The 14,505-nt window shown below is 60.5% G+C and carries 17 protein-coding genes; 13 read left to right on the top strand and 4 right to left on the bottom strand.

Going from position 1 to position 14,505, the window contains the following annotated elements; translation table 11 throughout:
- Positions 1–87: 87 nt before the first annotated feature.
- The 3 genes from PCS43_RS31960 to PCS43_RS31950 are packed head-to-tail and all read left to right on the top strand — an operon-like array spanning position 88 to position 2,431.
- Positions 88–1,065: an HAD family hydrolase gene (locus PCS43_RS31960; protein ID WP_209907824.1), complete on the top strand. Its 978-nt coding sequence runs from the start codon at positions 88–90 to the stop codon at positions 1,063–1,065.
- 12 nt (positions 1,066–1,077) lie between these two features.
- Positions 1,078–1,944, top strand: coding sequence for a hypothetical protein (locus tag PCS43_RS31955; protein WP_065352021.1), 867 nt, complete (start codon positions 1,078–1,080; stop codon positions 1,942–1,944).
- A gap of 55 nt (positions 1,945–1,999) precedes the next feature.
- On the top strand, positions 2,000–2,431 hold the full coding sequence (locus PCS43_RS31950; protein WP_065352020.1) for a PPOX class F420-dependent oxidoreductase: 432 nt from the start codon (positions 2,000–2,002) through the stop codon (positions 2,429–2,431).
- On the opposite strand, the gene PCS43_RS31945 is transcribed toward PCS43_RS31950, so the two are convergent.
- Complete coding sequence (locus tag PCS43_RS31945) at positions 2,432–3,808, bottom strand: WS/DGAT/MGAT family O-acyltransferase (protein ID WP_209911519.1); 1,377 nt, start codon at positions 3,806–3,808, stop codon at positions 2,432–2,434.
- Between the two features lie 369 nt (positions 3,809–4,177).
- On the opposite strand from PCS43_RS31945, the gene PCS43_RS31940 reads away from it, so the two are divergent.
- From PCS43_RS31940 to PCS43_RS31930, 3 genes are all read left to right on the top strand, one after another.
- A complete protein-coding gene (locus tag PCS43_RS31940; protein ID WP_209907822.1) occupies positions 4,178–5,050 on the top strand; it encodes a hypothetical protein in 873 nt (290 codons plus the stop codon).
- Between the two features lie 70 nt (positions 5,051–5,120).
- On the top strand, positions 5,121–5,909 hold the full coding sequence (locus tag PCS43_RS31935) for a hypothetical protein (RefSeq protein WP_003945568.1): 789 nt from the start codon (positions 5,121–5,123) through the stop codon (positions 5,907–5,909).
- Positions 5,910–5,958: 49 nt separating this feature from the next.
- Complete coding sequence (locus PCS43_RS31930) at positions 5,959–6,573, top strand: hypothetical protein (protein WP_042920173.1); 615 nt, start codon at positions 5,959–5,961, stop codon at positions 6,571–6,573.
- A gap of 125 nt (positions 6,574–6,698) precedes the next feature.
- Here the strand turns inward: PCS43_RS31930 and PCS43_RS33585 are convergent, their stop codons facing one another.
- Positions 6,699–7,157, bottom strand: a complete 459-nt coding sequence (locus tag PCS43_RS33585) for a MarR family winged helix-turn-helix transcriptional regulator (protein WP_192712017.1) — start codon at positions 7,155–7,157, stop codon at positions 6,699–6,701.
- 62 nt (positions 7,158–7,219) lie between these two features.
- On the opposite strand from PCS43_RS33585, the gene PCS43_RS31925 reads away from it, so the two are divergent.
- On the top strand, positions 7,220–8,095 hold the full coding sequence (locus PCS43_RS31925) for a haloalkane dehalogenase (RefSeq protein ID WP_058228149.1): 876 nt from the start codon (positions 7,220–7,222) through the stop codon (positions 8,093–8,095).
- A gap of 168 nt (positions 8,096–8,263) precedes the next feature.
- Positions 8,264–8,902 carry a PAS and ANTAR domain-containing protein gene (locus PCS43_RS31920; protein ID WP_037132380.1) on the top strand — a complete coding sequence of 213 codons (639 nt, stop codon included), beginning with the start codon at positions 8,264–8,266 and terminating at the stop codon, positions 8,900–8,902.
- Positions 8,903–9,041: 139 nt separating this feature from the next.
- On the opposite strand, the gene PCS43_RS31915 is transcribed toward PCS43_RS31920, so the two are convergent.
- Entirely contained in the window at positions 9,042–9,188 is a 147-nt protein-coding gene (locus PCS43_RS31915) for a hypothetical protein (protein WP_003945804.1), read from the bottom strand.
- Positions 9,189–9,369: 181 nt separating this feature from the next.
- Between PCS43_RS31915 and PCS43_RS31910 the strand changes: the two genes are divergently transcribed.
- From PCS43_RS31910 to PCS43_RS31895, 4 genes are all read left to right on the top strand, one after another.
- Positions 9,370–10,557 (top strand): zinc-dependent alcohol dehydrogenase, encoded by a 1,188-nt coding sequence (locus PCS43_RS31910; protein ID WP_042452468.1) that lies wholly within the window; start codon positions 9,370–9,372, stop codon positions 10,555–10,557.
- 114 nt (positions 10,558–10,671) lie between these two features.
- The gene (locus PCS43_RS31905; protein WP_007734657.1) at positions 10,672–11,199 is read left to right on the top strand and encodes an SRPBCC family protein; all 528 of its coding nucleotides are present in this window, start codon (positions 10,672–10,674) and stop codon (positions 11,197–11,199) included.
- A gap of 51 nt (positions 11,200–11,250) precedes the next feature.
- Entirely contained in the window at positions 11,251–11,838 is a 588-nt protein-coding gene (locus tag PCS43_RS31900) for a TetR/AcrR family transcriptional regulator (protein WP_064074094.1), read from the top strand.
- Positions 11,835–12,605: a glucose 1-dehydrogenase gene (locus tag PCS43_RS31895; RefSeq protein ID WP_007734653.1), complete on the top strand. Its 771-nt coding sequence runs from the start codon at positions 11,835–11,837 to the stop codon at positions 12,603–12,605. Before PCS43_RS31900 ends, PCS43_RS31895 begins: the two co-directional genes overlap by 4 nt.
- Positions 12,606–12,649: 44 nt before the next feature.
- Here PCS43_RS31895 and PCS43_RS31890 read toward each other — a convergent pair whose 3' ends face one another.
- Positions 12,650–13,135 carry an RNA polymerase subunit sigma gene (locus PCS43_RS31890; RefSeq protein WP_209907820.1) on the bottom strand — a complete coding sequence of 162 codons (486 nt, stop codon included), beginning with the start codon at positions 13,133–13,135 and terminating at the stop codon, positions 12,650–12,652.
- Between the two features lie 384 nt (positions 13,136–13,519).
- Between PCS43_RS31890 and PCS43_RS31885 the strand changes: the two genes are divergently transcribed.
- A complete protein-coding gene (locus PCS43_RS31885) occupies positions 13,520–14,407 on the top strand; it encodes a class I SAM-dependent methyltransferase (RefSeq protein WP_161120320.1) in 888 nt (295 codons plus the stop codon).
- Positions 14,408–14,505 lie beyond the last annotated feature (98 nt).

The following is a 14,505-nucleotide window of genomic DNA, read 5'->3' as shown; positions in this document are numbered from 1 at the left end:
CCCGAAATGGGCGATGCCATTTTCCGCAGGAGATCCGAGTATGAGAGTGCCGGATTTGTCATCGACTCACTGGAAGCCAGGGACCACATGAGCAGTCAATTCGTTGAAGCCTCCACCTCCGATAACCCTGACCCGCTTCCGAGCTGGCAGGACGGCACGCCGAAACAGGCCGTCCGGCAATTCGTCGAACGCGCGACGACTGAGGGAAGTCCGGACGAAATCGCACCGGAAGACAGGATCGCAGTCTTCGACAACGACGGAACCCTGTGGTGTGAGAAGCCGATGCCGATCCAACTCGACTTCATCCTGCGCCGCCTCGTCGAGATGACCGCCCAGGATCCGTCTCTTCGCAACCGTCAACCGTGGCAGGCTGCGTTCGAAAAGGACTACGCCTGGTTGAACGAAGTGATCTCGAAGCACTATCGCGGCGACGACAGCGCACTGAAGGTGCTCGCGGCCGGTGTCCTGGCGGCATTCGCCGAAGTCACGGTCGACGAGTTCGAAACCCACGCCGATACCTACCTGCGCACTGCTTCGCACCCCACTCTCGGTCGCGAGTATCTGCACTGCAGCTATACACCCATGGTGGAGTTGCTCGATTACCTTGCAGCCAAGGGATTCTCGAACTACATAGTCTCTGGCGGCGGACGTGACTTCATGCGTCCGATCAGCCAGGAGGTCTACGGCATCCCCCGAGATCGCGTCATCGGCAGCGGCGTGGCCTTGACGTGGAAGGACGACGGGCACAGCGGCACAATTCTCCGTCAGCCCCAAACCGATGTCGTCGACGACGGGCCGGCCAAGCCCGTACAGATCTGGAACCGAATCGGCCGACGACCTGTCATCGCGGCCGGAAACAGCAACGGTGACCTACCTATGTTGAAGTTCGCCGAACACCCGAACGTTCCGGCACTTCGCCTTCTGGTGCTCCATGACGATCCGGAACGCGAGTTCGACTACGTGGACGGGGCCGAGCACGCACTCGACGTCTCGCGCGCAAACGGGTGGACGGTGGTGAGCATCAAGAACGACTGGAAGACAGTCTTCGAACGATTCGCCGAATGACAGTATTGATACGTGACCCTCGATGATGTCGCCGACGAACTCTACGGCCTCGACCCCGGCGAGTTCGTAGAGGCGCGTACAAAGCATGTGAAGACTGCCCGGGACGACAACGACCGCACACTGGCCGCAGAGATCGGAAAACTTCGGAAGCCGACCACCGTGGGGTGGTTGGTCAATCTCATCTCGCGCGATGCACCAGAGGATCTGGATGCACTTCTCGCGCTTGGCGAATCGCTACGCGACGCTCAACGCCATCTCTCGGGCCCGGACTTGCGACGGCTGACGACACAGAGGCAGCAGGTGGTGCGGAGTCTCGCCCACAAATCCGGTGAGATCGCCGCTTCACGGGGAAAAAGCGTCGGCGAGGATTCGTTGCGCGATGTCGCGCAGACTCTCAATGCCGCCCTGGCCGATGAGGAGACTGCCGCGCAGGTTCGACTCGGACGGGTCGTGACCGCCGCGAGTTACAGCGGTTTCGGGCCGGCGGGACTTGCTGTAGTGGAGGAGGATTCTGCACAAGACGCCCCTGCGATCCCCACCGAAGAACACGCTCCGGCCAAGTCCACTGCTCCGGATCGCAAGGCCGAACAAGCCAAGGCGAAAGCAGAATTGAAGGAAGCCAGGGCAGGCGTCGAGAAGATCCGACGACGGGTCAAGGCCGAGACCGCCCAATTCGAGGATGCCAGGTCAAAGCTGTCCGACCTCGACCGTCGCATCGAAGAACTCCGCGCCGATCTCGAACACGCAGAACAAGAACGACAGTTCGCCAAGAACACCGAGAAGGCTGCCCGCGTCGCAGTTCGAGAGTCCGAGGAGGAACTTCGCGAGGCCGAGTGGCGGGTCGACGAAGCAGAAGAGGCCCTCGACGAGATGGAATGAGTTGTACGTTCGGAGATCTTGACCTCTACAGCAGTTCAGGTTCTAGCGTGATTTCATGACATTCACCCGAATCGAACTCGACTACCTGGTCACACAGACTCTCGGTCGCCTCGCGACGGTTCAACGGAACGGAACGCTGCAAGTCAGTCCGGTCGGGTTCCACTACAACCCGGATACAGCCACGATCGACATCAGCGGTTACAACATGACGGGCAGCCGTAAGTTTCACAATGTCGCAGACAACGGTCGGGTCGCGTTCGTCGTGGACGACATCGCATCCGTAGATCCATGGCAGGTCAGGTGCGTCGAAATCCGTGGCCGGGCAGAGGCTTTGGATGCTACTGGTGCTGCTGCACATGGTCTCGACGCACCGATCATCCGTATCCACCCCGAACGCATCATCAGCTTCGGCCTCGACGACAAAGAACTGGACGTCCACCAGTTGGTCGTGAACGGACGTGACGTCGGAAGGCGCGAGTCGAATTGATCAGCCTGCGGCGGCTTCGAGCTCACTCAAGGATTCCTCGAGATGGCCGAGGAGCCGCTGCAAGTGCGGAACATTGCGGCGGCAGCCGACGAGCCCGAACTGCATGGTGTCCGCGTAGCCGATGACGGTGATGTTCATCGCCTGCCCGTCCAACGGAATCGATGCCGGGTAACAGCTCTCGAGTTTCGCGCCATTCCAATAGCGCGTCGTTGTCGGGCCGGGGACGTTGGAAATCACCAGATTGAAGACTGGACGCCCAGTGATCAGTCGGGATGAACCAGGGATCAGCGGCAGCCCGAGACCCGCGACGTTCAATGCACTGAGCGCCGTGATCTGCAGGGGCGTCAGGCCCGACATCAGGGACTTGGCGCTACTCATCGAGTCGTGAACTCTCTGAAGTCGGGCCGCCGGATCTGCCAATTCGGTTGCCAGATCACACAACACCGCACCCACGGCATTGCCGGAAGCCTCACCCTCTTCGCCTTTGCGAAGGGATACCGGCACCATCGCGATCAACGGTTTGTCCGGCAACTCGTCCAGTTCGATCAGGTATCGCCGTAGCGCACCCGCGCACATTGCCAACACCGCATCGTTGAGCGTCACGTCTGCAACGCAGCTGACCTTGCGCAGGCGCTCGATCGGCCACGACTGCGCGGCGACACGCCTCGCTCCGGTGATCGGGACGTTGAAGATCGATTTCGGAGCAGCAAACGGCAACGGTGCGACGTGGTCCTTCACTGCCGAGGCAGCAGCGTTCACTATCGCAGGGCCGACCCCGACCACATCTTGCACAGTCTCGATCACGGAGCCCACCCGCCTCTGCAGGTCCAGCCCGCGACCGGCACGAACCCGCCCCGAAGAAGGTCGTTGCGCCCATGGAGGCATCGAATGTCGATCGTGCGGATCCGACGAGAGGCTGCGGTACCACGCCTGAACAGCAGACACACCATCCATGAGCGCGTGGTGCGTCTTCATGTACACGGCAACTCGGCCGTCGGCGAGACCTTCGATCACGTACGCCTCCCACAGCGGCCGATGCCGATCGAGCAGCGTGCCGTGGAGCATGGAGGTCAGCTCGAGCAACTCGCGGACTCGACCCGGCTTGGGCAGCGCGAGCAACCGGACGTGATACTCGAGATCGACGTCTGCGTCCTCCGTCCAACGCACCGGCGCGAAGTTCGACAAGAACTGCACCGGCTTGCGGCGAAAGAGTGGCCGAATCGAGTCGACGTCGGTGAGCGAACGGTAGAGCGACCTGGCGAATTCGCCGTCGTCCCCTTCCGGCGGAACGAAAAGCGACAGGCCACCGACGTGCATGGGATCCTCCCGTGACTCCATCAGTAGGAACATCGAGTCGAGCGGCAGCATCAGCGTCATGGCGATCCGTTCTCTCGGGCAGCTGCCCGGAGTACCGATCAGCCGCTGTTCGACAAAGTTACTCGCCCTGACTTCCCTCATTGGCGACTCCGACAAAACATTGCCCCCTCGATTTCGACAGGAGTCGGATACTCCCGTCGACGAACGCCTTTTCGGGTCGAAGCACCTCACAGCGATTCGTGGGTGAATGACGAGACACAGAGCACTGCAACAAATTTCAATCCTCACAGCCACAAGTAGTAGCGGAGGCGATCGCAGTAATACTTTTGTCGGAATTGTTTCAAATTGTCTGTACATCTAAGTCACACGTGACTACCGTCACTCATCATCACAATCCCGACTGGTCGGTTGTACCCAAAGGAGAAATACATGTCCCGACGTTCGACGTCGCGTGGGCTTTTCGGCGCACTCGCCACCGCAACTGTGTTCGCCACCGCCGCTGCGGTGGGAAGCTTGTCAGCAAGCATTGCAGGAGCCGCCCCGGCAGCGGAGATCCCCTTCGGCGGTTGGGATTCATGTCCGATCGACAATCCCGAGACCAGCACCTGCATGGACGTCACGGTCACCGGCGGAAACATGAAGATCGGCAAGCTTTCCGTCAGCATTCCCGCCGGGGCGATGCGCATCGCAGGCGGAGTTGCATACCGGGAGAATCCAGAGGCTGAATTCGGATTCGACCAAGTATTCATCCCACCGAACGACAACAGTCGGGGGATCTACGCCAAACCCATCGATATCCCCGGGGGCGCACTCGGAATCGACCTGCCATTCAACAATCTCTTCGGACTGAACAAGGCTTCGGCCACCGTAGAGTCGACGTCTGCACTCCCCACCGTGGACGCATTTCAGCTTGGTGTGAAGCTACCCGTCAAACTGAAGATCGCGAACCCTCTCCTCGGCGGCAAATGCTACCTGGGCTCGGACAACAACCCCGTCCAACTCAACTTGGACGTGACCGAATACGGTGTCCTCGAAGAGGTTCCAGGTTCCCCGGACACTGCCGTCGTTCGAAACACCGGGCACACCGGACAGCCCTTCGCGGTCCCGACAGCTTCCGGGTGTGGCCCGTTCGGCGTTCTGAATCCAATCGTCAACTGGCGCGCCGGGCTTCCCTCGTCCACCACGTCCAACTCCCTCGCCACGACGAGTGACGTCTACAACATCGGTGCCGACAGCCTCAGGCCCCAGCCGGCCGGCTCACCCGAACCCGCTGCCGTCGTTGCCGAGCGTAGCGCCAACTAGCAATCCAACCCACTGCCACAGAACCGTCATCGACGACAGATTGCCACCTCGAAACGGAGTTCACTTGTCCATGCGCACAATACGATTCAGAGCCGCGCTCGCCGTCGTCGCAGCGGGAGTCCTCACTCTCGGGGCGGTGTCAACCGCGACGGCGGCCCCGCTGCCCAATGCGCCGTTCGGGGGCTGGGGAAAATGCCCGATAGCCAATCCGGAGACAAGCACCTGTGTCGATGTCGTCGTCAAAGGCGGCGAAATGAACATCAACGGGCTCAAAGTACCGATTCCTTCCGGCTCGTTGAATATCGCCGGCGGTGTCGCCTATCGCGAGAACCCCGACGCTGAATTCGGGTTCGACCAGATCTTCATTCCTCCCACTGACGGCACCAAAGGCGTCTATTCCACCCCCATCGAGGTACCAGGAGGAATCTTCGGGCTCGGTATACCGTTCCCCGGCGGCTTGACCACCATCAAGGCAACAGTCGAACCGGTCGCGTTGCCAACAGTCGACGCATTCCAACTCGGTGTCACACTTCCGGCAAGATTGAAGATCTCCAACCCCTTGCTGGGCGGCAACTGCTATCTGGGTTCTGCGAGCAACCCGATCATGTTCAAACTCGGAGTGTCCGAAAATGGTGTCCTGGAGGAAGTTCCAGGATTTCCGGATACCGCCGCCGTCAGAAACGTGACGCACGCCGACCAGACGTTCGCGGTACCGGGCGCATCTGGATGTGGACTGTTCGGCGCATTGAATTGGGCAGTCAATCTTCGCGCCAACGTTCCGTCTTCGAGTGGTCACAACTCGTTGACCACCACAAGCGATGTGTTCAACATCGGCGCCGACAGCCTGCGGACGCAGTAGAGCAAGCACCGGCGACTCACGAAGTATCACCGACAACAAGGAGATATCGATGACCCATGCAGTTCGCCGCACCACCATCGTCACAGCTGCCGCCGCAGCCGCGATTGCGGTCGCAGCCGGCACCGCTCTGGCTTCGACCGTCGTCACTCCAGCGGGTCAAGCCGTGACTGCTTCGAGCAGCAATCTCAGTATCAAGACTGGAACGATCACACTTACCTGCTCCAGTACGACGGGCTCCGGGACCATCCCATCCGCGCCGGGTAATTCCAACGCCGGCACCGGCGGAGTCAACGTCAATATCGGCACCCCCAGCCTGACCGGGTGCAAGGCTAACGGCCTACCCGCTGTGGTCACGACCTCCGGCTCGTGGCTATTGAACGTCTCGGCAGACACCGGATCGGCTCAGGGATCCCTGGTCATTCCTGCAGGAGGCGCAGTCGTCACGATGCCCGGATCAACATGCACAGTCACCGTCGGGGCCAGCACTGTCGGACCGCTGCCATTCGATATTCCCAACCAGCGCGTCGTGGCCAGCAACACCGGCACCGTGAACTACACACGCACCGGCACCGGACCCGTCTGCCCCGCCGCAGCCACTGGGACGGCAACAATGTCGGGCACACTGCAGTTCGCATCGGCCACACCGATCAACGTGACACCGTGACGATCGACAGCTAGACAATAGGGCTCGTTGGGGGATCGACGCTTCCGTCGCTCCCCCAACGAACGTCCTGTGGACCGGGTCCGCACACGATCGCCTTCGGTTGCGCCACTAAGCGGACCGGCGCATTATCCATCTCCTGCTTCGGTGGCGTCGAGTAACGCGTCAAGGGCGCGGTGGAGCTCGGCGAGTTCCCGCCCTCCGGTTTTCGTCAGCACTTCCGTATTCTTTGCATCCAATTGGCGGACAATGTCTTTAGCGAGCTCTATGACTCGTTTGCCCTCGTCACTGAGATCGAGGCGAACGGCTCGCGCATCGCGTCTATCGCGTTCACTGACAACAAACCCGCTCTTCTCCAACGCTCGCACGAGCTTGGATATGTAGATTCGCTGCAATCCTGTGTGCGCTGAGAGTTCTCGCTGACTCGGCCTCTCCCCCGCACTCACCAGACCATGCAGAGACGCGAGCACTGAATACTGGGCGTGAGTCAACCCCAGGTGCGCGATCGCTCGGTCAACCCCCGCCCGCCAGCGCAAGCCAAGGTGCCACACCAGCGACCCTGTCGTCCATGTTTCCCGATCTTGCATACAAATAGAATACATGGCTACTATCTCAATTAGAGTATATGGAAACTATTTGAAGAGTCGCAATGCCCACAATTCCCGTGCTCGACTCGACCATGGCCTACCGCTCGCGCGGTGAAGGAACACCCTTCGTACTCATCCACGGAAACCCCACATCCTCGCACTTGTGGCGAAACATCCTGCCGCAGATAGGAAATCTAGGCCGCGCACTTGCCCCTGACCTCATCGGAATGGGGCGGTCAGGCAAACCGCCAATCAACTACGGCTTCCTCGACACCGCCCGCTACCTCGACGCCTGGTTCGACCAGATGGAACTCGACGACGTCGTACTCGTCGGACACGACTGGGGCGGGGCACTTGCACTGGACTGGGCTGCCCGCCACCCCGATCGCGTCCGAGGTGTGGCCTTCTTCGAAACGATCCTTCGTCCGATGACCTGGGACGAACACTTCCCGGGAGAGGCACGGGCACGGGTGGAAGCTCTGAGGGACTCCGACACAGGAGAGACAAAGGTACTCGACGAGAACTTCTTTCTCGAAATAGCGCTTCACAGAACGGTTCTCGGCGAAATGACCGAAACCGATGCCGAGGCCTATCGCTCCCCTTATCCGTCACGAGAGAGTCGCCGACCCCTTCTCGAGTGGCCACGATCCTTCCCCATCGAAGGAACTCCCGGTGACGTGAATGCACGTGTGGCGGCGTACAGCGATTGGCTCACAGAAAGCACTGACGTACCCAAACTTCTTCTCACCTTCAGCGGCCCCGCAGAACTTCTCATGATCGGACCTGACGAAGTCACGTGGAGCCGATCGAATATCGCAAATCTCGAGGTGGAACAGTGCGGTCCCGCAGGACATCTCGCCCCCGAGGATCAGCCTGCGGCCATCGCGGCGGCGATCATCGAATGGACACAGCGGCAACACTGTTTCAACCGCGAGTGACGTGGGACCGTCGCCAAGTACTCTGAGCGCCGGTTTCCCCGACCCATGCGGTAGCGATCCAGACGATGCTCCGAAATATGGGACGGACACCACCTCCGCCGGATTTGTCCGATATAACTAACTGGCGAGTACGCCGGTTGGGACGAGGTCGAGAACGAGGGGGCGTGTGTGGTGAACGAGGACGGGTTGGGGCGAACGTCAGGATCGGGGGCTCCACACCGGGTGGGCGGCTTTCTCTATCACCGCAACGGCGACCGGTGGGAGTGGTCGGACGAAGTTGCACGGATTCACGGATACGAACCCGACCAAGTAGCTCCGACGACGGAATTGATGCTCTCGCACAAGCATCCCGACGACCGAAGACACGTTGCCCAGACACTGCACGCCATCCGCACTTCAGGCGGACCGTTCAGCAGCCGCCACCGCATCATCGACACTGCAGGGGACACTCACTCGGTAATCGTCGTCGGCGACAGCGTCGTGGACGAGTCGGGTGCCGTGGTCGGCAGCTCAGGCTTCTACATCGACGTCACCGAAACCCTCGACAGCACGGTGAAAGCGTCTGTCGACGTGCTGGTCAACGAAATCACCGCTTCTCGCGGAGTAATCGAGCAAGCCAAAGGCATGCTCATGGTGATCTACGGCATTTCGGCCGATCGCGCCTTCGACATACTCGTGTGGCGTTCTCAAGAGACCAACGTGAAACTCCGGGATGTTGCCGAGCAGTTGATAGTTCGAACGCTTGACGACTTCCGGGTCCCGACACTACTGCGGACCCGATTCGATCACGTGCTGTTACAGGGTTGAATGACAACAGGGTTGAGGGATCTGCTCAAGGCGGTTCCCGTGGCTGGCTGCTCAACCTCGAGGAACCTCGCCCGCATTGATTCCGGGACGGTCCGATGCGGCCTATCCCCGTTGTTACCCAACGCGGAGTAAAAGGAAACTACTCGTCGTCAGACTTCTCGTCGGAGGTCTCCTCGACCAGTTCAGGCGCCTGTTCTCGCGTTGCCATTCCCCCGTCGCCGCCCTTGTCCACGGGTCCTGGGTGCCCGCCCTTGGGCGACTGGTCGTTGTCGTCTTTGTCGGTCATGCGATCGTCCTCATCATCTCGTCGTCTCGGTCCTGGAGCCGGTGCAAAGAGACCGGGACCTAGCTCCATCTCAATCTAACGCGCTCAGGACTTCTCGCAACCCTCACCGATTTTGTTTGCATTTCAGTGCTTTCGGGCAGGTGACTGCGAACAGCATTTCCACGATGAGAGGTCGATCCCAGTGCGCGCAGTGACTTGGCAAGGCAAACGGAAAGTAAGCGTCGATACGGTTCCGGACCCGAAGATCGTCGAACCCACCGACGCAATCATCAAGGTCACCACGACGAATATCTGCGGATCCGATCTGCACCTGTACGAGACTCTGGGTGCGTTCATGAATGCCGGCGACATTCTCGGCCATGAACCGATGGGAATCGTCGAAGAAGTCGGTTCGGAAGTCACGAATCTCGAGATAGGTGACCGCGTCGTGATTCCGTTCCAGATCTCGTGTGGCAACTGTTTCATGTGCGATTCGAGCCTCTACACACAGTGCGAGACGACGCAGGTCCGCGATCAGGGAACGGGCGCAGCATTGTTCGGCTTCTCCGAGCTCTACGGCTCGGTGCCCGGCGGGCAGGCTGAGTACCTCCGAGTACCGCAAGCACATTTCACACACATCAAAGTTCCCGAAGGTCCCGCGGATTCGCGATTCGTCTACCTCTCCGACGTGCTCCCCACCGCTTGGCAGTCGGTCGAATACGCCGACATTCCGCCGGGTGGGTCCGTGACAATCCTCGGCCTCGGACCGATCGGTGACATGGCGGCTCGTATCGCCCACCACAAGGGGTTTCGAGTAATCGGTGTGGACCGTGTACCCGAACGCCTTGCGCGCCTTGCCGAACGCGGTATCGAGACCCTCAACCTGGACGACTACGGCAGCAAGATCGGCGATGCCATCAGAGACGCGACAAACGGCCGCGGAACCGATTCGGTGATCGACGCTGTCGGTATGGAAGCGCACGGGTCTCCGATCGGAAAGCTCGCGCAGCAGTTCGTCGGACTCCTTCCCGATGCTCTTGCCGCGCCTGCGATGCGTAACGCAGGAATCGATCGCCTTGGCGCTGTCTATTCGGCCATCGACATCGTTCGGCGCGGCGGAACCATTTCTTTGATCGGTGTCTACGGCGGAATGGTTGATCCGCTGCCGCTGATGACCATGTTCGACAAGCAGATTCAGCTCAGGATGGGCCAGGCGAACGTCAAGAAGTGGGTAGAGGACATCATGCCCCTGCTCACTGACGACGACCCACTCGGCGTCGACACCTTTTCCACCCATCAGCTGCCGCTCGATCAGGCGCCACACGCCTACGAGATCTTCCAGAAGAAGCAGGAAGGCGCGGTCAAGATCCAACTGAAACCGCACCTGTAGTTCAACGCCGATCAGTTCGACGGTTCATCCGCCACGTCCGCATCTTGTTCGCGAAACCACCGATCGTCATACTCACACCTCACACACGCTCGACAGAAAGAACCTGAAACCGAAATGGCTCGCGAACTTACCGTCTCCGACAGCATCGTCGTCAGCTCCGACGCGCTTTCCCTCTACGAGGTCATCAGCGATCCCACTCGTATGGGTGCCTGGAGTCCCGAAAACATAGGCGCAACCTTGCGGGGAGACCGCGAAAGCGCTTTCCTGGGCATGGAGTTCGACGGGCACAACAAGCGTGGGCGCGCGCAGTGGACCACGCGATGCACAGTCACCGCTGCCGAGGCCGGGAAGCTCTTCGAATTCCGTGTTCACAAGATCGGCCTCGGTACTCCCCGGATCCCCGCCTCTATCGCAACCTGGCAGTACCGATTCTCGCCGGTGCCCGACGGAACCCGAGTTACCGAAACGTGGACCGACGACAGGCGCGGCTGGCCGGACTTCGCCGCCGACATGTTCGACAAAATTGCCACCGGAGGAAAAACCTTCGCCGACTTTCAGCGCGGCAACATCCGCAAGACGCTCCTGAACCTCAAGAACGCAGTTGAGCAGGAGGTTTCCGGAATCGAAGGCAACGTCGGCTGACCGGCCGACACCATTTGTGGCAGTTTCTGCCACTTTTGGTACAGTGCGGATATGGCAACAGCCCGCCGCACTGCACTACTTCTCCGCGTCTCGCAGAGTTGTGCTGCCGCTTTCGTCGAACGCGGCGACACTTCGACGACCATCGCGGAGCTCGCCGAGCGGGCAGAAATCTCCGAGCGAACGTTCTACCGTTGCTTCGCCACCAAAGAGGAGAGCATCTGGCCGATGCTCGACGAGGGAAACCGCAGTCTGGCCACGGCACTCAGCGCGCAAGCCCGCGAATTCGGGCTCGCAGCGGCTGTGAAGAATGCCTTTATCGCATCGGTCGGCGAGTCCTTCGAGCCGATGACCCGATCACTGATGCCCATCATCTTCGGTGATGCGGCACTCCGGAGAGTTTGGGAATCAGCAACTTTCGAGACGATGGAACTGATTCGCCCAGAAGTCGCACGCCTGATCGACCGTCCGGAAACCTCGCTCGACACCACAGCGGCTTCGGGCCAGGCAACACTTGCGGTAGTCGCCGCACTGCGTGAGATGGCAGACCTCCGGACGCCCGCACCCGAGGCCATCACCCGCGCGCTCAGGGCGTTCTCGAAGCCATATCTCGCAACACCAACAGGTAAGGAACAATCATGACTCAGGATCTCTCCGGAAAAGTCGTTCTCGTCACCGGCGGCGCACGCGGCCTGGGCGAGGCGTTTGCCCGCGGCATCGTCGCGGGCAACGGCCGCGTCGTCATCGGCGACCTACTCGACGACGACGGTCGAGCAGTGGCCGAATCTCTCGGCGACGCAGCGCGTTACGTTCACCTCGACGTCACCGATCCAGCGTCTTGGAAGTCCGCCGCCGAGTACGCAGTATCCGAGTTCGGCGCGATCAACGGTTTGGTCAACAACGCCGGAATCTCGGCGTCCGGCCAGACAGTCGCCGAGGAACCACTCGAGACGTTCCAGCGCATCATCCAGATCAACCTGGTGTCCGTGCACACCGGTATCCACACGGTAGTGCCGTTCATGAAGGCAGCCGGCGGCGGATCCATCGTGAACATCTCCTCGGCCGCCGGCCTGATGGGCATGGCTCTGACCAGCGGTTACGGCGCAGCCAAGTGGGGCGTGCGTGGGCTGAGCAAGATCGCCGCCGTCGAACTCGGCCGCGACAAGATCCGGGTCAACTCGGTTCACCCCGGCATGGTCCTGACGCCCATGACTGCACCGACGGGTATCAGCCTCGAAGAGGGCGCATTCCCCAATAATCCGTATCGCCGTGTCGGTCGCCCGGAGGAGTTGGTCGGCGCGGTCACCTACCTGCTTTCCGACGATGCCTCGTACACAACGGGTTCCGAGATCGCCGTCGACGGCGGTTGGACTGCCGGCCCGTCGATCGAATACATCGCCGGCCAGTAAGGCAGGGATCCGTTCCCGCCCGAATCTGCGCATTCCGAACGCCCTCAGGTGAATACCAAACTCTCCCTGATTGCATTCGGAGAAGACAACTTTCGCAGTCGCCGCAGCGCCCGATGCAGGTCGAGCGACACCTCGTCTGTCGTACGGGCAAGCGACGTTGCGGTCGCCTTTGTATCGAGCCCGACGATCAGCCGCAACACCAGGACATCGCGTTCGACAATCGGGAGCGTTGTCGGAGGCGGGAGCGATCCACCGCTGAACCCGTCGGATGCCGCCCGAGCAATCGCGATGCTTGTACTCGCGTACAGCACGCGTAGAAAAGGCTGATACGTCTCCGATCCGTCGCACACTGCCGTGAGAACGGCGACGCACGCGGCATCCGCGGCGGAATCGGAAACGGCCTGATCAAGCTCGGCGCGGCTCCGCAGCACAACCATCGGACGAAACGCCGCATACAAACTGGCCATGGACTCACGGCTACCGCTCCGCGCCGCGGCGGCCAATACATCCAGCGAGCCTTCCTGCAACATGGGCTCACATCTCTCTTTCTCGACGGGACATTCGTTGTGCGGTCCGAGAGATCAACTGGAACCGAACGGTCCCACGAAGTGGTTCCGGCGGATGGTCATGCCACGATCAATCCCCTGCCCGAAGGATTCTCGAGGCTCTCTCTCAGCCCTGAGGCACACCCCAGTGAAGTCCTGCATCCTTGCCGCTCACTGGCACTGACCTGGCAAATTCCTGGCAGGATGCTGATTCAAACCGAACGCCTTGCACTGCAGAATTTTTCGATCCGGTCAGCGTGTATTTGCTGCTCCAAGTCCGACCGTTCCGTTCCAGGCGACGAGGGGTCACACGGGCGTAGGGTCGAGAGAGTTCGGCTCAGTCGTCAAGAGCGGAAGGACACCCAGACAATGCGGAGCGATGGAGATACGTGGGACATCGTCAGTAGCGTCGGACTTACTGCGCTGGCAGTGGCAACGTTCCGAGCACTGGAGAGCACCCGTCCGGACGCGATCATCGAAGACAAGTTCGCATCGTGGTTCGTAGAAGCTGCAGCCGAGCCGCATTTCACAGCTCTTCTGAAAGATCCCACGCTCCTCGAGGACACGCCCTTCGGCGGTTTCATGGGGTTGCGAACCAGGTTCTTCGACGAATTCTTCTCGTCGTCAACCGAATCCGGAGTAAGGCAGGCGGTAATCGTTGCAGCAGGGTTGGATTCGCGTGCGTACCGGCTGGATTGGAGCTCAGGATCGACGGTATTCGAAGTGGATCAGCCAAAGGTGCTGGAGTTCAAAGCCGAAGTGCTCGCTGCGCACGACGCCCAGCCGAAGACCGATAGACGCACTGTGCCTACTGATCTGCGAAACGACTGGCCGGCCGCACTCGAGGAGGCTGGTTTCGACCCGAACGAACCCACGGCCTGGTCGGCGGAAGGCCTGCTCGCCTATCTCCCCGGCCCGGCCCACGACGCCCTGTTCGAGCGGATCGACAAACTCTCGGCCACCGGTAGTCGCTTGGCGGTGAACGACTTTCCGGCCGGAACCGACCCGAGCAAGCTTGCGGCCATCAGATCCAAGTACTTCGCCAAGGACCCGTTCGGAGACCTGGACATTTCGCAACTGTTCTACAGCGACAAGCGATCCGATCCGGGCCAGTGGTTAGCTGAACACAATTGGACTGTCCGACGCTTCAGCTCGGTCGAGTTGGCAGAACTGTACGATCGCCGGATCCCCGAACTCCCCGAAGAAATCGCAGCGCTGTCAACGCAACCGTCCTTTTTGGCCGCGACCAAGAACTAGCTCTCGCAGTCATCACGAAAGTTCTTCGAGTGCAGCCTTTCTCCCATTTGTCCAGCGGCAAGGCGCGTGTCACCACTACAAGTGGTTGACGGTACTCC

Source organism: Rhodococcus sp. C-2 (genome assembly GCF_027854095.1).
GTDB lineage: Bacteria > Actinomycetota > Actinomycetes > Mycobacteriales > Mycobacteriaceae > Rhodococcus_F > Rhodococcus_F qingshengii.
The sequence above is the reverse complement of the archived record's forward strand: the minus strand, read 5'-3'. Positions and strand labels throughout refer to the sequence as shown.